The organism is Streptomyces sp. WAC 06738 (assembly GCF_003945505.1).
Lineage (GTDB): Bacteria > Actinomycetota > Actinomycetes > Streptomycetales > Streptomycetaceae > Streptomyces.
On sequence record NZ_CP029618.1, the window covers coordinates 47728 to 69800 of the forward strand.

Annotated in this window: 20 protein-coding genes and 2 pseudogenes; 8 read left to right on the top strand and 14 right to left on the bottom strand. The window is 71.3% G+C overall.

Features of this window, described 5'->3' with window-relative positions; genetic code table 11:
• Positions 1 to 149: 149 nt before the first annotated feature.
• Together DMB38_RS00205 and DMB38_RS00210 are read left to right on the top strand one after the other, a co-directional pair.
• Positions 150 to 1103 (top strand): histidine kinase, encoded by a 954-nt coding sequence (locus tag DMB38_RS00205; RefSeq protein WP_125933416.1) that lies wholly within the window; start codon positions 150 to 152, stop codon positions 1101 to 1103.
• A gap of 2 nt (positions 1104 to 1105) precedes the next feature.
• The gene (locus DMB38_RS00210; protein WP_125933417.1) at positions 1106 to 1765 is read left to right on the top strand and encodes a response regulator transcription factor; all 660 of its coding nucleotides are present in this window, start codon (positions 1106 to 1108) and stop codon (positions 1763 to 1765) included.
• Between the two features lie 49 nt (positions 1766 to 1814).
• Here the strand turns inward: DMB38_RS00210 and DMB38_RS00215 are convergent, their stop codons facing one another.
• Positions 1815 to 2717, bottom strand: coding sequence for a peptidoglycan-binding protein (locus DMB38_RS00215; RefSeq protein WP_125938719.1), 903 nt, complete (start codon positions 2715 to 2717; stop codon positions 1815 to 1817).
• 175 nt (positions 2718 to 2892) lie between these two features.
• Positions 2893 to 3807 (bottom strand): peptidoglycan-binding protein, encoded by a 915-nt coding sequence (locus DMB38_RS00220; RefSeq protein ID WP_125933418.1) that lies wholly within the window; start codon positions 3805 to 3807, stop codon positions 2893 to 2895.
• A gap of 172 nt (positions 3808 to 3979) precedes the next feature.
• On the opposite strand from DMB38_RS00220, the gene DMB38_RS00225 reads away from it, so the two are divergent.
• Genes DMB38_RS00225 through DMB38_RS00235 form a run of 3 tightly spaced genes read left to right on the top strand, consistent with a single transcriptional unit; the run spans position 3980 to position 6949 of the window.
• Entirely contained in the window at positions 3980 to 5155 is a 1176-nt protein-coding gene (locus DMB38_RS00225; RefSeq protein WP_240661863.1) for an ATP-binding protein, read from the top strand.
• On the top strand, positions 5145 to 6314 hold the full coding sequence (locus DMB38_RS00230; RefSeq protein WP_125933419.1) for a hypothetical protein: 1170 nt from the start codon (positions 5145 to 5147) through the stop codon (positions 6312 to 6314). The genes DMB38_RS00225 and DMB38_RS00230 overlap by 11 nt, the downstream gene beginning before the upstream one ends.
• On the top strand, positions 6293 to 6949 hold the full coding sequence (locus tag DMB38_RS00235; protein WP_125933420.1) for a response regulator transcription factor: 657 nt from the start codon (positions 6293 to 6295) through the stop codon (positions 6947 to 6949). The genes DMB38_RS00230 and DMB38_RS00235 overlap by 22 nt, the downstream gene beginning before the upstream one ends.
• A gap of 87 nt (positions 6950 to 7036) precedes the next feature.
• Here DMB38_RS00235 and DMB38_RS00240 read toward each other — a convergent pair whose 3' ends face one another.
• From DMB38_RS00240 to DMB38_RS00250, 3 genes and pseudogenes are all read right to left on the bottom strand, one after another.
• The gene (locus tag DMB38_RS00240) at positions 7037 to 8056 is read right to left on the bottom strand and encodes a VOC family protein (RefSeq protein WP_125933421.1); all 1020 of its coding nucleotides are present in this window, start codon (positions 8054 to 8056) and stop codon (positions 7037 to 7039) included.
• Positions 8053 to 8898, bottom strand: a complete 846-nt coding sequence (locus DMB38_RS00245; RefSeq protein ID WP_206337792.1) for an alpha/beta hydrolase — start codon at positions 8896 to 8898, stop codon at positions 8053 to 8055. Before DMB38_RS00245 ends, DMB38_RS00240 begins: the two co-directional genes overlap by 4 nt.
• A gap of 75 nt (positions 8899 to 8973) precedes the next feature.
• A pseudogene (locus tag DMB38_RS00250) lies at positions 8974 to 10545 on the bottom strand (bifunctional 3-(3-hydroxy-phenyl)propionate/3-hydroxycinnamic acid hydroxylase); the annotation flags it as partial.
• Positions 10546 to 10683: 138 nt separating this feature from the next.
• Between DMB38_RS00250 and DMB38_RS00255 the strand changes: the two are divergent.
• The gene (locus tag DMB38_RS00255; protein WP_125933422.1) at positions 10684 to 11316 is read left to right on the top strand and encodes a TetR/AcrR family transcriptional regulator; all 633 of its coding nucleotides are present in this window, start codon (positions 10684 to 10686) and stop codon (positions 11314 to 11316) included.
• Between the two features lie 129 nt (positions 11317 to 11445).
• Here the strand turns inward: DMB38_RS00255 and DMB38_RS00260 are convergent, their stop codons facing one another.
• The gene (locus tag DMB38_RS00260; protein WP_125933423.1) at positions 11446 to 12660 is read right to left on the bottom strand and encodes a glycosyltransferase; all 1215 of its coding nucleotides are present in this window, start codon (positions 12658 to 12660) and stop codon (positions 11446 to 11448) included.
• Positions 12657 to 13457 (bottom strand): MerR family transcriptional regulator, encoded by an 801-nt coding sequence (locus DMB38_RS00265; protein ID WP_125933424.1) that lies wholly within the window; start codon positions 13455 to 13457, stop codon positions 12657 to 12659. The genes DMB38_RS00260 and DMB38_RS00265 overlap by 4 nt, the downstream gene beginning before the upstream one ends.
• Positions 13458 to 13638: 181 nt before the next feature.
• Between DMB38_RS00265 and DMB38_RS00270 the strand changes: the two genes are divergently transcribed.
• Positions 13639 to 13977, top strand: a complete 339-nt coding sequence (locus tag DMB38_RS00270; RefSeq protein ID WP_125933425.1) for a DUF6191 domain-containing protein — start codon at positions 13639 to 13641, stop codon at positions 13975 to 13977.
• Between the two features lie 66 nt (positions 13978 to 14043).
• On the opposite strand, the gene DMB38_RS00275 is transcribed toward DMB38_RS00270, so the two are convergent.
• Positions 14044 to 14679: an alpha/beta fold hydrolase gene (locus DMB38_RS00275; RefSeq protein WP_125933426.1), complete on the bottom strand. Its 636-nt coding sequence runs from the start codon at positions 14677 to 14679 to the stop codon at positions 14044 to 14046.
• Positions 14680 to 15062: 383 nt separating this feature from the next.
• Between DMB38_RS00275 and DMB38_RS00280 the strand changes: the two genes are divergently transcribed.
• Positions 15063 to 15986, top strand: coding sequence for an NAD(P)-binding domain-containing protein (locus tag DMB38_RS00280; RefSeq protein WP_125933427.1), 924 nt, complete (start codon positions 15063 to 15065; stop codon positions 15984 to 15986).
• A gap of 24 nt (positions 15987 to 16010) precedes the next feature.
• Here the strand turns inward: DMB38_RS00280 and DMB38_RS00285 are convergent, their stop codons facing one another.
• The 6 genes and pseudogenes from DMB38_RS00285 to DMB38_RS00305 form a co-directional block, all read right to left on the bottom strand.
• Positions 16011 to 16466 (bottom strand): FCD domain-containing protein, encoded by a 456-nt coding sequence (locus DMB38_RS00285; RefSeq protein WP_276314986.1) that lies wholly within the window; start codon positions 16464 to 16466, stop codon positions 16011 to 16013.
• 15 nt (positions 16467 to 16481) lie between these two features.
• Positions 16482 to 16583, bottom strand: a pseudogene (locus DMB38_RS37415) (GntR family transcriptional regulator); the annotation flags it as partial.
• A 36-nt stretch (positions 16584 to 16619) separates the two neighbouring features.
• On the bottom strand, positions 16620 to 18218 hold the full coding sequence (locus tag DMB38_RS00290) for a serine/threonine-protein kinase (RefSeq protein WP_240661865.1): 1599 nt from the start codon (positions 18216 to 18218) through the stop codon (positions 16620 to 16622).
• A gap of 287 nt (positions 18219 to 18505) precedes the next feature.
• Positions 18506 to 19492, bottom strand: coding sequence for a PHB depolymerase family esterase (locus DMB38_RS00295; RefSeq protein ID WP_125933430.1), 987 nt, complete (start codon positions 19490 to 19492; stop codon positions 18506 to 18508).
• Positions 19493 to 19667: 175 nt separating this feature from the next.
• Positions 19668 to 20798, bottom strand: a complete 1131-nt coding sequence (locus tag DMB38_RS00300) for an MFS transporter (RefSeq protein ID WP_276314987.1) — start codon at positions 20796 to 20798, stop codon at positions 19668 to 19670.
• 315 nt (positions 20799 to 21113) lie between these two features.
• Complete coding sequence (locus tag DMB38_RS00305) at positions 21114 to 21890, bottom strand: DeoR/GlpR family DNA-binding transcription regulator (protein WP_125933431.1); 777 nt, start codon at positions 21888 to 21890, stop codon at positions 21114 to 21116.
• Positions 21891 to 22073: the final 183 nt, after the last annotated feature.

Genomic DNA, 22073 nt, shown 5'->3' on the forward strand with positions numbered 1-22073 from the left:
GCATCCGGCGGCCATCGGGCCCAGCACCCATATCCCGGGGCCGGAAACCTGCGTATGTGCGCGGCGAATGAGGGTTGGCCCCCATAGACAGCTCCGGTACGCGCGGCTGACCCTGGCAGGCACCCGGCACCGATGCGTAGGAGGACGCCGTGTCTCTGTTCCGGCGGATCTTCCTTCTCAACGCGACCGTGCTCTGCGCGGCGGCGGCCCTGCTTCTCCTGGGCCCCGTCACGGTCTCCACGCCGGTGGTGCTCACCGAGGCACTGATCCTGACGGCGGGGCTGATCGCCATGCTCGTCGCCAACGCCGCGCTGCTACGGGTGGGGCTCGCCCCCCTGCAGCGCCTCACCCGGGCCATGACCACCACGGACCTGCTCCACCCCGGCCGGCGGCCCGTAGTGGCCGGCCAGGGCGAAGTAGCGGAACTGATCTCCACGTTCAACACCATGCTCGACCGGCTGGAAGCCGAACGGGCCGCCAGCACCGCCGTGGCTCTGTCCGCCCAGGAAGACGAACGCCACCGGATCGCCCAGGAACTGCACGACGAGATCGGCCAGACCCTCACCGCCGTCCTGCTCGAACTCAAGCATGTCGCGGACCATGCCCCGCCCCTGCTGCGCAGCCAGTTGCGGCAGGTCCAGGAGACCACCCGCGGCAGCCTCGACGAGATCCGGCGCATCGCCCGGCGGCTCCGCCCCGGCGTTCTCGAGGAACTGGGGCTGACCACCGCACTCACCGCGCTGACGCACGAGACCACCTCCCACGCCGGAATCACCGTCTCCCGCCACTTCGACCAGGAACTCCCGCAGCTCAGCCACGAGACGGAACTGGTGATCTACCGCGTCGCCCAGGAAAGTCTCACCAACATCGTCCGGCACGCCGCAGCCCACCGCGTGAACATCAGCCTCGGTGCGGACGCCACCGGACTGCACCTGCGGATCACCGACGACGGAAAGGGCCTCGGCGCCGCCCGCGAAGGCGCGGGCATCCGCGGCATGCGCGAACGCGCCCTGCTCATCGGCGCCCGCCTCACCCTGAACCAGCGACCCGGCAACGGCACCGAAGTGCACCTTCGCGTACCAGCCCCGCAAAGGAGCCACTGACCATGCCCGAGCCGCAGCCCACCCGGATCCTCCTCGCCGACGACCACGCCCTGGTACGCCGGGGTCTGCGGCTCATCCTCGACGGCGAACCGGATCTGACCGTGGTGGCCGAAGCCGGCGACGGCGCCGAGGCCATCAAGCTGGCCCGCGCCGACCCTCCCGACCTGGCCATCCTCGACATCGCCATGCCTCGCCTGACGGGACTCCAGGCCGCCCGCGAACTCTCCGGCCACCTGCCCGACCTGCGCACCCTCATCCTCACCATGTACGACAACGAGCAGTACTTCTTCGAAGCGCTCAAGGCCGGCGCATGCGGATACGTCCTCAAGTCCGTCGCCGACCGCGACCTCGTCGAGGCATGTCGCGCCGCGGTACGCGACGAGCCGTTCGTCTACCCCGGAGCCGTCAACGCACTGATCCGCAACTTCCTGCAAACCTCCGCGTCGAACGAGGACACCCAGTCCCGGGCGCTCACCCTCCGCGAAGAGGAGATTCTCAAGCTGGTCGCCGAAGGGCTCACCTCGCAGGCGATCGCCGACACGCTCGTCATCAGCATCAAGACCGTCGAACGCCACCGGGCCAACCTGCTCCAGAAACTGGGCCTGCGCGACCGCCTCGAACTCACCCGCTACGCCATCCGGGTCGGCCTGATCGAGCCGTGACACCGCCGGGGCCGGGGTCACCGCGGGTCGCGGCCTCGATGACGCTCTCCTAGAGCCCCTTGGCGCGTTCGATGAGCGCGAGTGCGGTTGCCTCGACCGCGTCGTAGCGGTCCGGGTAGGCCGAGACCTGGACGCTCTGCGCGACCTGGCCCGCGGACATGTCCGGGTTGTTCGCCGCCACCTCGATGGCGGGGGTGAAGAAGGCGTGGGACGCGTACGACACGTTCATGATCTGCTCCGGCGTGCCCCAGCCCTGCGACGGGCGCTGCTGGAACACCCCGAGCGAGTCGCGGTCACCGCAGTCCAGGTTGTTCATGTTGGACTCGACCACTCCTGCCTCGAAGCCTGCGAGCATCACCCGGTCGCTGACGCCGAGTTCGATGCCGGTCCGGTAGACGGTCTTGAGCACCTCGGGGTCCGGCTCGGCCGGCACCGCGCAGCCGCCGCCGTCGTCACCGCCGCCCTCGCCGAGAAGGCTCTGCCAGGTCTGGGGGCCGACGACGCCGTCGGCGGAGAGGCCCTTGGTGCTCTGGAAGTCGGTGACCGCGGAGGCGGTTGCCGAGCCGAACTCGCCGTCCACGGCGAGCCCGTAACCGAACTTGTTCAGTGCGGTCTGCGCTGCCGCGACGGCGTCGCCGCTGTCGCCCTCGCGGACGGTGGAGATCAGGCCGGGCCAGGTCTCCGCGCCGACGACGCCGTCCGCGCCGTAGCCCTGGGACTGCTGGAAGGTGAGCACGGTGTTCTCGGTCGCCGGGCCGAACTCGCCGTCCACGGCGATGTCGTAGCCGCGGTCGCGCAGCAGGTACTGGGCGGTGGAGACGTTCGCACCGGTCGAGCCGTTGCGGAGGACGGGCCAGGCCGGAGCGGCAGTGGCCGACTGGACGACGGCGAGGGACATCAGCAGGACCGCGGCGCACGCGGTGGCGATCACGGCCCACCAACGGGAGGTCAGCCGCTGCGTGGTCATCGTTGTCGGGTTCAACAAAGGCTCCCCGTGGAGTCGTTCGGCGGATGGGGGGTGGGAGTGACGGGTGTCTGTGCCGTGCGGGACGGGACGGACGGAACGGCGCCGGGGCCCCGGGCGGGCAGGTCGGCGACGACCTGTTCGCCGGGGCCCCGGCACACCGCTACTCGATGCAGCCGCCGGTCGGCAGATCACCGGGCGCGGGCGGGGTGGATCCGTCGTAGACCGGGCCGAGGAGGGCGCCGGGACAGCGGTTCACGCCGCCGGCCGCGATCTCGACGTGCAGGTGCGGGCCGGTGGAGTTGCCCGTGTTACCCGACAGCCCGATCTGGGTCCCGGCGTCGACGCGGATGCCGGAGCCGGCTCCGTGCGCGGAGAAGTGGCAGTAGTAGTAGGTGGCACCGTCGTCGCCGACGACCTCGTAGCCGAGTCCGCACCGGTCGTTGTTGATCTGGTTCGCCACGCCGGAGCTGATCGAGTACACCGGGGTCCCGGTGCCCACCGGCAGGTCCAGCGCCGCGTAGTCGTGGTGCGGCACGTCGTAGTAGCCACGGGACAAGGCGTCGCGCGGGATGGGCAGCGAGTAGGTGCCGCTCCCGCCGCCCCCGTTCTCGCCGATCAGGTTCTGCCAGGTGTCCGGGCCGACGACCCCGTCGGCTGCCAGGCCCCTGGAACTCTGGTACGAGGTGACGGCGGAGGCCGTGCCTGCGCCGAACTCCCCGTCCACGGCGAGTCCGTAGCCGAACTTGTTCAGCGCGGACTGGGCCGCGGCGACCGCGGGGCCGCTGTCGCCCTGCCGCACCGTGATGACGAGGCCCGGCCAGGTCTCCTGCCCGATGACGCCGTCGGCGCCGTAGCCCCTGGACTGCTGGAAGGCGGCCACGGCGCCCTCGGTCGCCGGGCCGAAGGCGCTGTCGGCGGCGATGTCGTAGCCGTGTCCACGCAGCAGGTGCTGAGCCGCGGCCACGTTCGATCCGGTCGAACCGTTACCGAGTACCGGCCAGCCCGGGGCGGCGGTGGCCGACTGGGCGAGCCCGAGTGAGACCATCAGCGTCGCGCACACCGCGGCGACGACCACCCATGCACGTCTGACTTTCGTTCCTGAAGGCAACCCGACTCCCCGTATCTGGGAACATGTGGGCGCCGAACGTAGCAACGAAGAATGCGGCAGGCATCGGGCGTTCGACCGACAGGCAGCAGGAACATGACATGTACTCCGGTGTGCGGCACCGGCAGGTGAGGTGGCCGCGTTGTCGTCACTCCCCCCACGTAACGGCTCGTCCGGCGACCCGGAGGACAGCGTCGAGGCGCGGTTCGTGGCGTCCGCCCGGCGGCTGGCGCCTCCGGTGCGCGGTGTCGCGCTGGTCGTCATCAGCGTCTTCGGCCTGCTCTCGGTGCCCGACAGAGCCCTGCCGCTGGGAATCGCCCTGTTCGGCCTGGTACTCGCGGGGGCCGGGGCGGACTTCTGGACGGGGTTCACCGGGCGGGGCGCGGCGGTGTCGCTGGTCTTCGCCGTCCTGCGCGTGGTGGCGGTCTGCGCGACACAGGAGTGGACCGGCGGGCCGCAGAACCCGTGGGCGCTGAACCTGCTGACCACCACCGCGATCACGCTGCAGTGGGAGTGGTCCCCGCTGGTCGCCGCACCGGTCTCGGGTGGGCTGCTCGCGGTCGACCTGGTGGCGGTCGACCTGGCGGGCGCCGATCCGGCGTGGATGGGCTCCGGCCTGGCCGGAACCGTGGTGCCGCGCCTGGTGTTCGAGTGCCTGCTGGCGCGCCTGGGGTACGTACTGCTCCGCCGGTCGGGCAGGCGGGTGGACGAACTGCGGGCACGCCGGTCGGCGCTGGCGCGCGCGGAGGCGGTGTCACTGACGCGGAAACGGCAGGAGCGCGAGTATCTGGCGCTGCTCCACGACACGGCCGCGGCCACCTTCCTGATGGTGGCGGCGCGGGCAGACGACGCGGACCCGGCGCAGATCGCCGAGTACGCCCGGCACGACCTGGCGGTGCTCACCGGCGCGGCGGGCGGGGCGACCACCCAGGACAGCCCCGTGGACCTCACGGCCTCCCTGCGCGCCGTGGTCGACCGCGGCCGGCCCGCCGTGGACCTGAGCGGGGAGAACACCTTGCTGGTCCCGGCGTCGGTGGCGCTCGCCTTCGTACGTGCGGTGCGCGAGGCGCTGCGGAACGTCGAGCGGCACGCCGGCGTCGAAGCCGCGGACGTGTGCGTACGCGGCGAAGGCGACCGGGTGGTGGTCGTGGTGGCCGACCGCGGCGTGGGGTTCCGGCCGGACCGCGTAGCAGGCTTCCGCCGCGGGATCCGGGGCTCGGTGGTCGAGCGGATGGCCGCCGTCGGCGGCGGTGCCGCGATCACCTCACACCCCGGTGCGGGAACCACCGTCAGACTGGTGTGGCCCGATGAGGGATGAGCTGCGGGCGGCAGACGGCAGACCGGCCGGGCCGGCTGGGGAGGAGTCGCGAGCGGCGGCCGCGGGTGAGCCGCGGGCGACGGGCGGTCATGTCTACGCGACGATGCGGATCGTCCTGGTCTGCGCCACCGGCGTCCTGCAGTTCGGCCTGAGCCTGCACCCCGTGCTCGTACAGGAGTGCCGCCACCGGTGGCTCGCGGTGGCCGCGTTCGCCTCGCTGGCCTGCGTCACCGCCGTCTGCTGCGGGTGGGTGCTGCGCCGCCGGCCGTTGCCCGGGGTGCTCGTGGCCGCCGGTACGACGGTGGTGCTGGCGGCGTCGTTCTGTGCCGCGGTGGCGCTCGGCCCGGAACGGCGGTTCGACCCGGCGGACTGGTCGTTCGGCCTGGTGGGATGGCATCTGCTGCTGCTGTTACTGGACCGGGTCCGGGTCCTGGTCACGGTGCTGGCAGGCCATCTGGTGGTGAGTATGGGGATGTTCCTGTCGGCGGGCGTGCCGGACCGCTCCGCGTTGGGTGCGGCAGGCGCCGCCGCGTTCGCCGCGGTCAACGTCCAGCTCGCGGTCATCGTGATCACCCGGGTGCTGCGGCGGCAGAGCAGCGAGGCAAGCCGGGCGGCCGGCGAACGGGACCGTCTGATGACCAAGGTACTGGCGGCACAGCAGTGGGAAGAGCACCAGCACAGCGCATTCGCCGGGCAGTTGGGTTCGACGCTGCCGCTGCTCGCGGGTCTGGCCGACGGCGAACTCGATCCGCGCGACCCTGACACCCGGCGGCGGTGCGCACTGGCGGCGACGCAGTTGCGGCGGCTGTTCGCCGAGAACGACGAGGTTCCCGACCCTCTGGTGCACGAGGTCACCGCGTGTGTGGACGCCGCCGAACGGCGCGGCGTGGACGTGTCGTTCGCGGTGAGCGGCGCGGCCGTGCCGGTGCCCGCGCAGGTGCGCCGCGAGCTGACCGGTCCGGTGATCGCGGCATTGTCGGCGGCGCGGAGTCGTGCCAGGGTGAGCGTGCTCCGCACCGACCGGGAGGTACGGGTCGCGGTGGTGGCCGACGCCGCCGCCGACGTGGCCACCGCCGCCACCGGCCGGGTCCGGGTCGAGTGCGGCGTCTACGGGGACTACCTGCGGCTGGAGGCAGGATGGCGCACGCACCAGGGCTGAGCGCGGCCATCGTCGACGACCACCCCGCGGTACGCGCCGGGGTCGCCCAGTGGTTGACCACCGGCACCCCGCCGATCCGGGTCTCCGCCTCGGGCGACGACGTCCGGGTCGCGTGGACCGGCGAGGGCGCCACCGCCGACGTGGTCATCCTCGACCTGCACCTGGGCGGGCCGGCTCCGGCCCTCAACGACCTGCGCCGGCTGACCGAGGCCGGGCGGCGGGTCGTCGTCTACTCGATGCGTCCGGCGGACGACGTCGCCCTCCAGTGCCTGGAGCTGGGCGCGCTGAGCTATCTGACGAAGGCGGAGGGCGCCGCACACCTCCTGGAAGCCGCCGCCGCGGCGGCCTCCGGTCGCGCGTTCACACCGCCGTCGCTGGCGGGTGCGCTCGCCGGCGACCGGTCCACGGGCCGGCCGTCGCTCTCGGCGCGCGAGACCGAGGTTCTGATCGAGTGGTTCCAGTCCGAGTCCAAGGACTTCGTGGGCCGGCGCCTGGGCATCTCACCGCGCACCGTCAACACCCATCTCGAACACATCCGGATCAAGTACGCGATGAGCGGCCGCGAGGCCCCCACCAAGGCGGCGCTCCTGGCCCGGGCCATCCAGGACGGCCTGGTCCGGGTCGACGACCTCTGAGGCGGGCGCGGCACCGCAACGGCCCGGCATGCAGGTGGCGGACGTGCGCGCTCTTCCCTCGTCCTCACCGAGGAGTGCCGTACGCGGTCAGTCGTCCGCTATGCCGGCTCCGCTGAGGGCCGGCACGGTGTCCTCCCGGCGGGTCAGGGAACGGGCGCCGACGCGGAACTGGGTGAGCTTGTCCACGATGGTCCGGCCGACGGGCAGATGCCCCCAGTCGCTGATGCCCTGGTGGGTGCTGGGTTCCCAGGTGGTCTCGTCGATGACGAGAGGGTTCCAGCCCACCTCCCACTCGAAGCCCGAAGGCGTGCGGGCGTAGTACGACAGTTCCTTGTCGTTGGTGTGCTGCCCGACGGACAGTGCCATGTCGAAGCCGAGGTCGTGCACCCGCTGGTAGCTCTGGGCGACGTCGTCCAGGGTGGCGGCCTGGATGTTGAGGTGCTGGACGCGGGTGCGGATCGGGTCGATCGGCAGACCTCGGGTGGCGGCCACCGCGATGGTGTGGTGGCGTTCGTTGACGCGCAGGAAGCGGATCTTCAGTTTGACGCCGCTGATGGTCTCGTCGATGGAGTCCGTCAGGCGGGCGTCGAAGACGGTGTCGAAGTAGCCGCGGATCTGCGTGGGCCTGGTGGAGGTCAGCGCGATGTGTCCCATGCCGGAGTCGCCGGTGACGAAGCCGGAGGCGAGCATGCGCAGCGGTTCCGTGGACTTCACCGGGGTGGTGTAGATCTCCTGGGCGATGCCCTTCGGACCGGGGAAGCGCAGCAGGCGTTCGACACCGCGCAGGGCCGTCTCTTCGTCCGTGCCCTGGACGAGAGGGACGCCGTGGGCGCGGACGCGGGCCTCGATCTCGTGGAAGGCGGCGTGGTCGTCGACGTGCCAGCCGGTGGCGACCACGTCCTCGGCGGGGCCGCGCCGCAGGAGGAACCGGCATTCCTGGTCGTCGAGGCGGAATCGCATCAGGTCACGGGAGACGGTGTCGTGGTGCATGCCGATGGCTTCGGTGCCGAAGCGGCGCCAGTCGGCGAAGCGGTTGGTCTCGATGACGAGGTAGCCGAGGTGGACGGCGCCGAAAACAGAGGCGGTCGTGGTCGCTTCGCTCTTCATCGGCGGCCCGCCAGGAAGCCGGCGCACATCCGGTTGAAGAGCTGTGCGCGTTCGAACTGGACCCAGTGCCCGGTGTTGGCAACCTGGTACAGGTCGCAGTTGGGCATGCGCTCGGCCAGCATCCGTCCACCTGAGGGACGGTTGACCTTGTCCTGCGCTCCCCAGAGCACCAGCGTGGGTACGGGCAGCCGGGACAGGCGGGCGTCGCGGGTGAAGTCCATCTTCCACAGAGTCCGCAGGGCGCCCCGTCCGGAGGGCCGTTGCAGCGGTGGTGCGGCGATCACCTCGGGGTCGATGCTGGCCTGGTAGCGCTCCTCGATCGCGGACTCGGGGACGTCCGCGGCGTTGAAGACGAGGTAGTTGCGGATGAACCTCTCCAGCTTCCGCCGCGAGGGACCGTCGCCGGTGTAGTAGTTCAGCAAGCAGTTGAGGCCGGGGGTGGGCAGGGCACGTGTGGTGCCGACGCCGCCGGGGCCCATCAGGACCATGCGGTCGACCCGGCCGGGAGTGTCCAGTGCCAGGCGCAGGGCGGCGGCACCGCCGTAGGAGTTGCCGACCAGGTGGGCTTTGTCCAGGCCCAGTTCGTCGAGGAGTCCTCGGATGCGGTTGGCCAGGTACCCGAAGGGATCGCTGCCGTCGATGCCCTTGGTGCTGCGTCCGTATCCGGGCAGGTCGGGGACGATGACCCGGTACTCCTCGGCCAGCTCCGCGATATTGCGCGCGTAGTTGGACACCCCCGAGGCTCCGGGGCCGCCACCGTGCAGCAGGAGGAGGGGCGGGCCGACGCCGGTCTCGGCGGCGTATATCTTCGTGCCGCCGATGTCGTACGTGGTCTCTTGCATCGCCGGCAGGCCGGTCGGTGTCGTCGTCATGATGCCGGTGTCCTTACTGTGCGGTGCACGCGGTCGGCGGGACGTGGACGGCAGGAAACCCCGGGGCGGTGGCGGCAGCAGGGAACCCGCGGGGGCCGCCGCGTAGACGTAGGCGTCCGGACGCACGGCGAGCGTGGCCGTGCTGTGCTTGGCCAGCCAGGCCAGCAGGACACCATCGCTGTCGACGAGGGTGCCCTCGGCCGGCCGGGAGCCGGCGGGTGTGATGGTCAGAGACGGGATACCGGAGGGGGCCCAGGCGGGCTGGGGTGTCACCGTGCGGGCGTGCAGCAGGAGCCATCGGGCGCCGAGTGCGTCGTCGAGGCGGACCCGGTTGCCGTCGGGGCCGGTGACCCAGGGCTGGGGGACCTGACGGCCGGTCGCCTTGGTGCGGGGCCGGGCCTGCAGGCCGGCGTCGTAGCGTGCCACGGGGATCCAGACTGAGTCCTGCAACCGCTCGTCGAAGCCCGGTATGCGGTGCAGGGCACGCAACGCTCCGTTGCGCACACGCGCGACCGGGAGGCGGCGCTCGGTGATGATGCGGCCGACGAGCACCGCCCGCTTCGTGACCTCCTTGACGTGCGGCTTGCGCTCGGCTTCGTAACTGTCGAGCACTGTCCCGGGCAGTTCGCCGCGCAGGACCGCGTCGAGCTTCCAGCAGAGGTTGGCCACGTCCCGTACGCCCGCGGCCATGCCCTGGCCGATCCACGGCGGCATGGCGTGGGCGGCGTCACCGGCGAGGAAGACCCGCCCCTTGCGGAAGCGGGTGGCGTAGCGCACGTGGTGGCTGTAGACGGTGGCGCGCAGGACCTCGACGCTGTCGCGGGAGATGCCGTACCGGGCCACGAGCCGGTACACGGCCTCCTCGGTGGTCAGGTGCTCCTCGTCGTCGCCGGGCAGGATCGGGAACTCCCACCGGTGGTGACCGAGCGGGGTCGGGCAGTCCACGGCCGGGCGGGCCGGATCGCAGTGGAAGCGCAACTTGTCGTGGTCCCGCCAGGGCTTGAGCATCTTGGTGTCGATGACCACCCAGCGGTCCTCGTAGGTCCTGCCCTCGTAGCCCACGTTGAGCCGGGCGCGGATGAGGCTGGATCCGCCGTCGGCCGCGATGACGTAGGAGGCCGGCACCCGGTGGACGGAGTCGTCCGCCATGCCGGCCACGGTCAGCTCCACGCGGTCCGCGTCCTGGTGCAGGCGCAGGCACTTGTGCCCCAGCAGGACCGTCACGTTCGGATAGCGGTCGACACCGTCGCGCAGGACCTGCTCCAGCGCGGGCTGGTAGATGAACATCTGCGGCGGATGGCCGTGGCCGCGCGGGGTGGGCCGTGCGCTGAGGAATGCGCGGCCGGTCGCATCGACGAAGTCCACCGGCCTGTCGGTCAGCATGTCCTGCTTGAGCCGCTCGGCGAGGCCGATCCGCTGCCAGATGCGGACGACCTCCTCATCGGTGGAGATGGCCCTGGCCCGCGTGAAGATCCCGGCATCCTGTTCCAGGACGACCACGCGTAAGCCCATCGCGCCCAGCAGGTTCGCCGCGGTCACACCCGTGGGCCCGTAACCGACCACGGCCACGTCGTAGGCACCGGCGTCGGTCTCCTGCGCGGCCCCGATCTCACCCATCAGGCCACCTCACTGCCGGCCACGTCCACAGTCATTGAAGTAGCGTTCACTCCAATTGGAGCGAATGCTACGGTAAGCAGCACGCCGAGCGGGGTCAAGCAGCCGGCGTGAAGTATCACTGCGAGAGGCACACCTGCCATGACGAAGGCGCAGACGACCCGGAGGAAGCGCGCGAACGGGGTGGAATCGCGGCAACGCATCCTCGACGCCACCGTGCAGATCGCGGGCGAGCGCGGATACGAGGGCACGTCGATCGCGGCCGTCAGCGCCGCGTGCGGTCTGCCCCCCAGCTCGATCTACTGGCACTTCAAGGACAAGGACGACCTGCTCGCCGCGGTCATCGAGCGCAGCTTCGACACCTGGCTGGCCGCCGTCGAGCTGCCGGGTGAGGAGGCGGGCACGCCGCTGGAGCGCGTCACCACCACAGCCCGGATGGTGGCGAAGTCACTGCTCGACGCCCCCGACTTCCTCCGCCTCGGTCTGATGCTCGCGCTGGAACGACGCCCCGCCGAACCCCGCGGCCGCACCGTGTTCCTCCAGGTCCGGGAGACCGCGCGGGTGAAAATCGCCGAGATCATCGAAACGCTCGTCCAGGACCTGGACGAGGCGGCATTGAACTCGCTGACGACCTACGCCGTCGCCGGCGCGGACGGGCTGTTCGTGCAGCGGGAGATCAACGGTGACGCCGTTGACCTGGTGGCGATGTTCGAACTGCACGCCCGGCTCGTCTACGAGGCGGCGATGCGTATGGCTGCGACGAACAAGGCGTGAGGAAGGACGGCGCCGCCCGATGTCCGGCGACCGGCCACGCCGAATCGAGCGCCTGAACCGCACAGGGGTGAGCCTGTGACGCCTTCATCGCTGTCCAGCGTTCCGGGCTCCGCCAGAAGGCAATGCGGGTCATCCATCGGCCAGTTGCTGGATGAACTGAAGTGTCCGGCCTGCTCCGTTCTCGGTCACCAAACGTTTCGCCGCTCCTGCGGCGGCTCGGCCGTGTGCCTGTTGCTTCACCACTTGTTCAAGCGAGTCGGCAAGCCGTTCGGCCGTGAGGGACCGGAAGGGGATCGGCTCGGTGGCGGCGCCGAGGGCGGCGAGTCGCCTCGCCCAGAACGGCTGGTCTGCGGTCACCGGCACGGTGACCGCGGGCACCCCGGCCCGCAGCGCGGCGGCCGAGGTGCCGGCCCCGCCATGGTGGACCACCGCAGCAAGCCGTGGAAACAGCAGGGCGTGCGGCACGTCCCCGATGGTGAGCACGTCGTCCCCGTCGGCGGCGAGTCCGGCGCTGCCGGCTTGGAGGATTCCCCGCAGCCCGGCGTGGCGCAGGGCTCGTACAGCGATCTCGCTCAGCCGTTCCCCGTCACCGGACGCCATGCTCCCGAAGCCGATGAGGACGGGCCGGGGCCCGGCACACAGGAAGTCCTCAAGCTCGGTGGGTAGCCGTTCGGACTCATCGTGATGGGGCCACCAGTTGCCTACGACCTCCAGGCCGGAACGCCAGTCGGAGGGACGGGGGACCAGGGTCGCGCTGAAGCCGTGCAAAATGGGCCAATTTTCCTGTTCCCGTCGTCGGCGCATCTCGGAGGGAGAGGCCGGGGGCAGCTCAAGGCGGTCGCGCAGCTTCGCGGCCGCCTGTTCGTAGACGCGGTCGGCCATCCGCAGTGCGAAGCGTCCGGTTGCTCGGTTGGCGAGACGCCCCAGCGAGCGGGAGCCCGTCACGACGGGCGGGAAGTCGCCGGTCGGTGCGGTGGGCTGGAGGTACACGCCGAGGCTCGGTATGCCCGTGGCCTCGGTGAAGTGCCAGCCGAGCGGGGCCGTAGTGGTCGACAGCAGGAGCAAGTCCGTGCCCTCCTCCACCGCGTCGGCGAAGCCCTGGCCGAGTTCGGTGATGAACGCGGCAGCGGTCCGCATCAGTTCACGTTTGCCTGTGCCGCCGCCGCGTACTCGCGTGTCGGCGGGCAGACGGCGGAATTCCAGCCCTGCGTCGCGTACGAGAGGGGCGAAGGTGTCTGTGGCGGCGAGGGCGACGTCATACCCGGCGCGGCGCAGTTCAGCGCCCAGGCCCGTGTAGGGCACGACATCGCCGCGCGATCCGGCCGTGGCGATCAGTACCCTCATCGGCCCTCCTCGAGATCGCTGCCGCCACGTGCGTGGCGGGCCGCGTTGGCATGGACAGCGTGGTGTGTATAGGCGGCCAGGCCCGGGCGTTGCTGCGAGGGCGGTACCACCAGAGCGAAGGCGCGCGGGTCGGCGACGAAGTCGTCCGCGATGCGTCGGTGCATGTCAGGCGGGCAGGCGGCAAACCAGCGAGCGACGTGCAAGCGGTGCTCCTCGGCGAGGTCCATGGCCCGCTCGCCGTCGCTCGGCTCCCCTTCGTCGAAGACCGCGAGCAGCTCCGTGCGCCAGGCGGCGGCTTCCTCCATGAGCTGACGCCAATCCTCCTTGGTGTGGGCGGCCGCGCGCGTCATCGCCTCGTGCTTCCCGTGCGATCCGGCCCATTTCAGATCTGCCTCGGTGGCATAACTCAGGTCGAAGGTGACCTCACCGAAGACCTCGAAGCGTTCTTGAGGAGTCAGCGACACTCCGGTCTTCTGGACCTCTATCGCCCGTTCCGCCACCTCGGCCAGCCGCTGCAGCCTGGCGATCTCCTCACTGAGCTCCCGTTGCCGGGCCCGCAGCCGCTCCAGGGGGTTCGCCTGCGGCTCCTTGAAGATCGCCGCGATCTCGTCGAGGGGGAAGCCGAGCTCGCGGTAGAAGAGGATCTGCTGGAGACGGACCAGGTCGGCCTCGCTGTAGAGCCGGTATCCGGCGTGGCTGCGGTCACTGGGCGACAGCAGTCCCGCCTTGTCGTAGTGATGCAGTGTCCGCACCGTCACGCCGGCGAAGGCCGAGACCTGCCCCACGGAGTAGCTCATCCACCTGCCCTTTCGTCGACGTACAGCTTCAAGCCTGACGTAAGGGGAGGGTCAACTCGCACTCGGAGCGGGTACGGCGCGGGGCGTGTAGGCGACGAAAGGCGCGGAGATCATTCGTTGAGCCGCGGACAGGCGCGCCGGGGACCCCCGCGGGAAGCGGTGCGGACCGGATACTGAAGTCATGTCATTCCTCGTCTTCATGACTCTGCCCGGTCTGGTCATCCTGCTGACGGTGGTCGCCTTCGTCGATCAGTTTCTCTTGCAGGTGGGCAGGGCCGGTGTCCTTCCGTGGCGGTCCGCGGCGGGGCGGGGCCAGATATCGGCGACTGGGTTCGAGCAACTGCACGCGAGTCTCTCGCCGGGCAAGCAGAACGAGCTGAGGGAGCGCCAGTCGGCACTCGTGATGCGCGATGACGAGGAGGACGGGGCGCCGCCGAACCGCACGACGGTGGACCTGGAGGGAGGGACCGCAGTCGTTCGGATGCCGCCGACCGCCCGGCAGGAATGCGGACCGCGGTGATCCGCTGAGCCGCCGGCGCGGATGCGTTGAGGAGGCAGGTTCGCCCGCGCTGCGTGCTCAGTCGGCCTAGGCCATCCGCGTGAACCAGTCCGCCGCCGCGTCGCCGACCTCCTCCAGCGCGCCCGGCTCCGGGAACAGGTGCGTCGCGCCCGGGATCACGCGCAGTTCGTACGGTGCGGTGAGCTGCTGCGCGGCCTCCTCGTTGAGCTTGATCACGGCTTCGTCCCGGCCGCCGACGAGCAGCAGCACCGGTGCGCGTACCTCAGCGAGCGCGCCGCCCGCGAGATCGGGGCGGCCGCCGCGGGAGACCACCGCCCGTACGAGCTCGGGACGCTCAGCGGCGGTGATCAGGGCCGCCGCGGCGCCGGTGCTGGCGCCGAAGAGCCCGATGGGCAGATCGGTGGCGCGGGTCGCGAGCCAGTCGGCAGCGCCGCTGAGCCGGCGGGCCAGCAGGGGGATGTCGAAGCGGTGCTCGCGGGTGACCGCATCGGTCTGGTCCTCGGCCGGCGTGAGCAGATCCAGGAGCAGGGTGCCGAAACCGCGGTCGTTCAACTGGGCTGCGACGGCCTGGTTGCGCGGGCTGTGCCGCGAACTGCCGCTGCCGTGGGCGAACAGCACCAGGCCCGCGGCCTCATCGGGCATCGCCAGGTCGCCGTTGAGCTGCGTGCCGGCGATCCGGAGGGTCACGCTCTCGACGGGCATGGTCGCCTCCCGGCTTCTCTGGGACGGTGTTGCTGAGAGTCGGTCCAGGACAAGGATGGGGCAATCGAGAGCATGCACGAGGACTCCGTACGGCGCGTCGCTGGACGTGGGAAGGAGTTCAGCCGCGCGGCTCTGCCGGAAAGCCCTCGGCCGTTGCGCACGCTTCCGAGCGATGGCGCGCCGTTCGCGGCGCCCTGGCGTCCGGCCGGCGAGGAGGGTGCTGACGGGGTCGGTCGGCACGGGCCACGGCGCCGCGGCCGTTCCCCGGTCCGGGGCGTAGGCCCTATGGCGGAGACCTCTCCGGCTCCGGACGGATGACCGCACCGCGCTGTGCCCGGCAGCGTGATCTCCTACCGGTACTCCTCGCGCGAAGGGTGTGCGTCATGTCCGTGCTCTTACTGGATGACGACGACGTACGCTCTCTTCTCGACGCTCCGACCGCCGTCCGCGCCGTACGGAACGCTCTCACGGCGGCGCACGAAGGTGCTCTCCACGCGCCGCCGCGGGTCCACGCCGACCTCGGGGACGGCCGCCTGGTGTTCACGGCGGGACACCTGCGCGCGGAGAAACTCTTCGGCTTCCGCGCTTACGACACCCTCGTCGGGGCGGAACAACTGGTGGCCCTCTGGGACGGTGACGGCGGCCGGCTCCGGGCCGTGGTGCACGGCGACGAGCTGGGTGCCCGGCGCACCGGTGCGATCGGGGCCGTAGCGGTGGACACGGCGGCGCGTCCCGGGCCGATACGGCTCGGGATGGTCGGAGCAGGCAGGCACGCCTGGACCCAACTGTGGGCCATCTGCGCTGTGCGGCAGGTGGTCGAGGCCACGGTCGCGTCCCGCAGACCGGAACGCGCGCAAGCGTTCGCGCAGCGGGCCGCGGAGGAGTTGGGGGTCCGGGTGCGGGCGGTACCTCGTGCGGAGGAAGCGGTACGTGACCACGACGTCGTGGTCCTCGCTACGAACAGCACCACTCCCGTGCTGGATGTGGAGTGGATCGCGCCCGGGACGCATGTGACGACGCTCGGTCCCAAGACCGTCTCGCGCCATGAGGTGCCTGCGGCCTTGGCGGAGCGGGCGGACGTGATCCTCACCGACTCCGTCGCCCAGGCGGCCGCCTACGGTGAACCCCACGTTCTGCCCGTCGAACGGATGATCGGCCTGGGCGCTGCCCTGGCCGGCGCTGCGGCAGGCCGGTCCAGCCCCGACGAGATCACCGTCTTCTGCTCCGTCGGTCTCGCCGGTACGGAGGTCGCCGTCGCTGCCGCGTTGTGGGAGGTGCTGCGGCCCGCCCGGCGCGGCCCCGGCTGACTGGTGCGCCCGGGGCGAGTTTCGTCACGGCCGGTGGTGCTCGTTGCGCCACATCTCCAGCCGGGCCTCGCGTGCGCTGAGGATGTGGTCGCGGGCCAGGTCGGCGGCTTCGGGGCCGCTGCCGGCACGTAGTGCGGTGAGGATCTTGCCGTGCTCGTCGAGGGCGACCTGCCACCGCCCGGGCTGGGCGAGGGTGGAGGTGGCGACCTGCAGCAGGCGGGTGTTGAGGCTGAGCAGGAGCCCGACCAGCACCGGGTTGTGGGACGCATCCCACAGCGCTTCGTGGAACTTCAGGTGCAGGTCTAGGCGGTTGCCCTGGCCGCCGTCGTGCCGGCGGTGGCCGGTCAGCAGCCGTTCGAGCTCTTGCAGGTCCGCCTCGGTTGCGGCCTGGGCGGCCTGTTCGACGGCGGCGGCCTCCAGAAGGGCCCAGGCGTCGTAGACCTGGAGGATCTGCTCGCGCGGCCGTTCCTGGATCAGCATGCCGCGCGTGGTGCGTTCCAGGAGGCCCTCGTGGATCAGGCGGGCGGCGGCCGCGCGTACGGTCGTCCTGCTGGCTCCGTAGCGCTCGACCATGTCGCGTTCGCTCAGGCGCACGCCGGGCGCGACCCGCGGGAGTTCTACGACAGTGCCGGGTCAACGGGTCCCGGATGCGCCGGTCTTGAGGCGGATGCCGTCGCTCACGTTCTCGAAGACCGGCTCGTGGCGATCCCAGTCCGCGCTGGGCGTGGAGAGGTAGATCGCGTACTCCTTCTCGCCGGGGCGTCCGAACCCCAGGTCCCGGGCGCGCCATTCGCGGGCACGGCCCTGCCAGGTGAACTCCCAGATCGCGGCCGGCATGCCCCGGTAGGTCGTCCTCTGCATCCGCAGTTGGCGGTAGCCGGGGAGCTTTCCCTCCTGGATGGACTTGGACTCGTTGTCCTTGAAGTGCTGCAGGGGGTCGGTGCTCGCGTAGTCGAGGGCGACGACGCGCAAGCCGGCCATGCCCGTCGGGTCTATGTAGGCGACGCCCTCTTCTTCCTCCTCCAGGTCCTGCCGCGTCCAGCCTTCGGGGACGGGGAAGGAGATCTCGAACTCCTCTTCCCGCACCAGTTGGTAGCCCTCCGGTACGGGAGCGGGGACGGGATCGGGCTTGGGCTTCGGCTTCGGGGTGGCGGATGCGGAGGGCTTCTTCTCGGGGGCGGCGCTGCCGGAGTCCTTGTCCTCGTCGGGCAGCGCGAAGTACGCGCCGGCGAGCAGCGCCGGCACCGTGACGGCCATGGCCGTCACCCACACGCCGGTACGCCGTCCTCGTCCGCGCCCGTGACGCACCGTCGCGGCGTCCGTTCCGTACGCCGGTGGTGCCGGCGGCACGGTGGCCGGGAGTTCGGGCACGGTGGGGCGCGCATCCGTGACCGGGCCGGCGCCCGCCAGGTGCCGCAGTCGCCGCTCCACCTCCGGTGCCGAGGGCCGGGCCTCCGGGTCCTTGGCGAGGAGTTCCGCGATCAGAGGGCCCAACGCCTGGCCGCCGACGGGTTGTTCGAGCGGATCGACGGCTATCGCGTAGGCGGTTTCGAGCGGCGTGGCCCGCCGGAAGGGCGGCCGCCCCTGCACGGCCTGGTAGAGGGTCGCGCCCAGGGCCCACAGGTCGGAGGAAGGAGCCGGGTCCGCACCCTTGAGGCGTTCCGGAGCGCAGAAGTCGACGGAACCGACCATCTCACCGGTGCGCGTGAGGGTGGAGGTGTCCGCGACGACCGCGATCCCGAAGTCCGTCAGGACGACGCGCCCATCGGCTCCGAGGAGCACGTTGCCGGGCTTCACGTCGCGGTGCAGGACCCCGGCGGCGTGCGCGGCACGCAGCGCCGCGATCACGCCGATGCCGATTCTGACCGCCTCGGCGGTCGCCAGCGGGCCGTCCTTCTTCAGCACCTCGTCGAGGGCGGGGGCGGGCACGTACTCCATGACGATGCAGGGCAGTCCCTCGTCGTCCACCACGTCGTGCACCACCACGACGTTGGGATGCGTGATCCGGGCGGCGCTGCGCGCCTCGCGCCTCGTACGCTCGAAGAGGGTGGCGCGCTCGCCGTCCTTCAGGTGCGGCGGCAGATGCAGCTTCTTGAGCGCGACCTGCCGGCCGAGAACCTCGTCCTCGGCGTGCCAGACGGTGCCCATGCCACCGCGGCCGATCCGCTCCAACAGGCGGTACCGTCCCGCGACCAGCCGCCCGGGCCGGTCAGCCCCCGTGCCGTCCCCCACGTGATGCTCCTCATCCTGCGCCCGTGTACAAACTCGCGTCCGGTGTCGTGACCTTGACACGATATCCGTCCGGCTGCCGGGGACTTCGCCGTACGCACAGACGGACCGGGCGTGCAGCCCGATTTCTGACCCGACACCGTAGCCGGGTCTGCCGATCCCAAGTCCGGCGGGGCGCGGTCGGGTTGGGCCGTGCGGCGCGGGACACATCCCGCGGCGGGTTCGGTGACGAGCGGTCAGCGGGGCAGCGCCGGACCCGGCCAAGGGCCGGGCCCGGTGGTGTGCAGGTGTCAGATCAGGCCCCAGAACTGCGCGGTGTAATAGCTGGAACAGATGCGGTCCGGGTAGTACGTGCCGGTGGTCCCGCACTGCCCGGCGGCCGTGCCCGGGTCGACGGGCAGGCCGTGGGCCATGCCGGAGATCGTGTACGTCTCCACCACGGAGCGGCCGGATGCGTCCTCGTACGAGGCCCTCGTCGTGCCGCCGGGCAGCGTCGTCGTCTCCGCCGGCGTCTGGCCCGTACCCCATACGTCCGTCCACTGGTCGCGCGACTCGACCGCGTTCGCCGGCACCACCGTGGTGTCGCCGGTGCCGTGCCAGATCGCCACCCGCGGCCACGGCCCGCTCCAGCCGCCCGAGGCGGCACGCGCCAAGTCGCCCCACTGCTGCGGGGTCTTGCCGGGCGAGACGTACATGCACGTGTACGCGTCGACGAGGCTGCGCGCGCAACCGGCCGGGATGCCCGCGGCGATGGAGCCGCCGGCGAAGACATCGGGGTACGCGGCCAGCAGCCCCGCGGTCATGGCGCCGCCGGCGGACAGGCCGGTGACGTAGACGCGGTCGGGGTCCGTGCCGTAGAGCGCGGTGGCGTGATCGGCCATCTGCTTCACGGAGAGGGCCTCGCCCTGACCGCGCGCGGTGTCGCCCGACTGGAACCAGTTGAAGCAGGAGTTGGCGTTGTTGACGCTCGTGGTCTGCGGGTAGACCACCGCGAAGCCGTGCGCGTCGGCCAACTCGGCCCAGCCGGAATGGCCGTGGTAGTCGCTCGCGCTCTGCGTGCACCCGTGCAGCGCGAGCACCAGCGGCGCGCCGGCGGGCAGGCCGTCGGGCACGTAGGCGTACATGGCGAGGTTGCCGGGGTTGGAGCCGAAGCCGGTGACCCGCGTGAGGTCCGCCGCCGAGGCGTTCGCCGGCGCCGCGAGCACTCCGGCGACCAGGGCGAACAGCGCGAAGAGCACCGCGCGGGGGCGAGCACGGGCACGGTCACGAACCGCCATGGCGTTCTCCCGTCGTGGGGGGGTGAGGGATGGGGCACCCGGCCAGGCCGTCCCTGTGCCGGGTGCCCCGGTCTCGCACGCTAGGCACGCACCGCCGCCACGCCATCGGAGAGGCCATACACACCTGCCGGCTCCGGCCTGTGGCCGGACTCCACCGCCGGCCGCGCCCGGCGGGTCAGCCCACCGCGGGCGGTCGCAGCCTCAGATAGGCGGCCACCGCGGAGACGAGCAGGATCACGCAACCGGCGAAGACCAATCCGGCGCTGCGCACCCCCAGTTCCACCGTCAAGGCGCCGACCCCGACCACCGGCAGCGAGATCCCCACGTAGGCGAAGACGAAGAACGCCGAGAGGGTCGCGCTTCGCTGCAGCTCCGGCGCCGCCGAACCGATCACTGTCAGGCCCGCACGGAAGGACAGGCCCTGTCCTACGCCGCCGGTGACCGCGCCGACGACGAGGATCGGCAGCGACTCCGCCAGCAGCGAGGCCCCGAGGAGCAGGAGGCCCAGGACCAGCACGACGCAGCCCAGCGGCAGTGCCTTGACCGGGCCCACGCGGCCCATGAGCAACTGGCCTCCGGTCGAGGCGCAGAAGACGGAGAAGACGACGGCGCCGACGACCGCGAGGTTGTGCACGCCCAGGACCGTCGCCATGAAGTCCGCGGCGACCGCGGTGAACACCCCCAGCATGGAGAAACCGGCGAAGGCCGCCAGCGCACCGGGCACGAAGACCCCGCGGACGACCGGAGGGATCGTCATGCCCTGGGGCCGCAGGGACGGCCGGGGACGGCGGCGGTGCACCGTCTCGGGAAGCATCCAGATGACCGCGGCGGCGACCGCCAGGAGAGCCAGGTGCACGAGGAAGGGCAGTTTCAGCGGCGAGGGCGCGTACTCGGCGAGGATCCCGGAGAGGAGGGGGCCGAGGCCGAGACCTCCCATGTTGGCGGCGGTCGCCGCGAAGGCGGCACGGGCCCGGCGTCCCGGCGGCGCCAGGTCCAGGACGGCCGCGGTGGCCGTGCCGCTGAACAGGCCCGCGGAGAAGCCGGAAAGCACCCGGCCGGCGAAGAGTTCAGGCAGCCCCTGCTCGAAGACGAAGAAGAGGGCGCTCGCCCCGGCCAGTGCCGCGGCACACAGCAGGATCGGCCGCCGGCCCAGGATGTCGGAGAAGTCGCCGGCCACCAGCAGGGCGACGATGACGCCCACCGCGTAGACGGCGAAGACCACCGTGACCATCAGCTCGGAGAATCCGATCTCCTGCCGGTAGAGCCCGTACAGCGGGGTGGGCAGCGTCGTGCCGAGCATGCCCACCGCGAAGGCACCCGCCGCTGCCAGATATCCCGGCCGGCGGGCCTGTGGACCGCTGTGGAGCTTGCGATCGGCCACGCTTCACCCGACGCCCGTGCCCGGTACGCCGCCCCCGGCCCTGTGGCCGGCCATCACGTTCCCGACGGGGACGGGCCGTCGACCGGGGTGGTCGCGGCTGTACGAAGGGGATTCACACCGCCTGCCTAGCCCACGGAGCCGGAAGGTCCGGGGAGGCTCGCGTTCGGCTCACCCCGACGGACGCACACCGCCCGGGCGCGCGACGAGTCCGGAGGCTTTTGGTCGGCACCGTCGCCGGCTTCAGCGACGCGCCCGTCTCGCCACGATGACGTGGGCACCTGCCAGGCTGAGGGCCGTGTTCAGCTCGGGCGGGCACGGCTTGTCCGTGATCAGGGTGTCGAACCCGTGCAGTTCGCACACCCGGTGCACCGCCGTGCGGCCGAGCTTGCTGGAGTCCGCGAGGACGTAGCGGTGCGCGGCGTTGGCCAGCATGACGCGCTTGGTGGCGACCTCGTCCAGGTGGAAGTCGGTCAGTCCGTACTGGGCGATGCCCCCGGAGCCGATGAAGGCGGTGTCGGCGCGCAGGTCGGCGAAGAACTCCACGGCCCGGACGTTGGAGCAGGCCAGGTCGCCCGCGCGCACCCGGCCGCCGCTGACCAGCACCTCGACGCCGGGGCGACTACTGACCTCCGCGGCCACGAGCAGGGAGGGGGTGGCGATGACACCGACATGGTCGGCGGGCAGGGCGCGCGCCACCTCCAGGGCGGTGGTTCCGACGTCGATGACGACGGTCTGGTGGGGCTTGACCAGGGCGGCCGCGGCCTTGCCGATCGCCGCCTTCTCCTCGGCGAGGATGCCGCTGCGCTCCGCGAAGGGGGCCTCCTCCCCGACCGGCTCCTGGCGGCTGGTGGCGCCGCCGTGGACCCGGGTGAGCTCACCGCGCCGTTCGAGGAGGGCCAGGTCCCTGCGGATCGTCTCCTGGGAGACGCCGAGCAGGGTGGTCAGGTCATCGGTGGTGACGAACTTGAGCCGGGAGATCTCGGCGACGATCTTGCGGTGTCGCTCGGCAGCGAGCACGACTCACCCCTTGGATACGTGACCGTTTTTGTGGAGCTGTGACTGCATCCTACGGCTGCATCACGGGGGCCCGCCGGACCGAGCACCCGAGCACTAGCGCGGACGACCTCCACGACATCCACTTGACTATGCTCGGGCATGGATCCACAATCACAGGAATTCTCAGTCAGAAATCCACACGAA

Bases quoted from the DNA above. Each gene is read 5' to 3' on its own strand.
- DMB38_RS00275 (WP_125933426.1), bottom strand. From the start codon at position 14,679: ATGCCCGTCGAGAGCGTGACCCTCCGGATCGCCGGCACGCAGCTCAAC.
- DMB38_RS00245 (WP_206337792.1), bottom strand. From the start codon at position 8,898: ATGCAAGAGACCACGTACGACATCGGCGGCACGAAGATATACGCCGCC.
- DMB38_RS00260 (WP_125933423.1), bottom strand. From the start codon at position 12,660: ATGAGGGTACTGATCGCCACGGCCGGATCGCGCGGCGATGTCGTGCCC.
- DMB38_RS00235 (WP_125933420.1), top strand. From the start codon at position 6,293: ATGGCGCACGCACCAGGGCTGAGCGCGGCCATCGTCGACGACCACCCC.
- DMB38_RS00295 (WP_125933430.1), bottom strand. From the start codon at position 19,492: ATGGCGGTTCGTGACCGTGCCCGTGCTCGCCCCCGCGCGGTGCTCTTC.
- DMB38_RS00255 (WP_125933422.1), top strand. From the start codon at position 10,684: ATGACGAAGGCGCAGACGACCCGGAGGAAGCGCGCGAACGGGGTGGAA.
- DMB38_RS00280 (WP_125933427.1), top strand. From the start codon at position 15,063: ATGTCCGTGCTCTTACTGGATGACGACGACGTACGCTCTCTTCTCGAC.
- DMB38_RS00230 (WP_125933419.1), top strand. From the start codon at position 5,145: ATGAGGGATGAGCTGCGGGCGGCAGACGGCAGACCGGCCGGGCCGGCT.
- DMB38_RS00265 (WP_125933424.1), bottom strand. From the start codon at position 13,457: ATGAGCTACTCCGTGGGGCAGGTCTCGGCCTTCGCCGGCGTGACGGTG.
- DMB38_RS00240 (WP_125933421.1), bottom strand. From the start codon at position 8,056: ATGAAGAGCGAAGCGACCACGACCGCCTCTGTTTTCGGCGCCGTCCAC.
- DMB38_RS00285 (WP_276314986.1), bottom strand. From the start codon at position 16,466: ATGCTGATCCAGGAACGGCCGCGCGAGCAGATCCTCCAGGTCTACGAC.
- DMB38_RS00210 (WP_125933417.1), top strand. From the start codon at position 1,106: ATGCCCGAGCCGCAGCCCACCCGGATCCTCCTCGCCGACGACCACGCC.
- DMB38_RS00270 (WP_125933425.1), top strand. From the start codon at position 13,639: ATGTCATTCCTCGTCTTCATGACTCTGCCCGGTCTGGTCATCCTGCTG.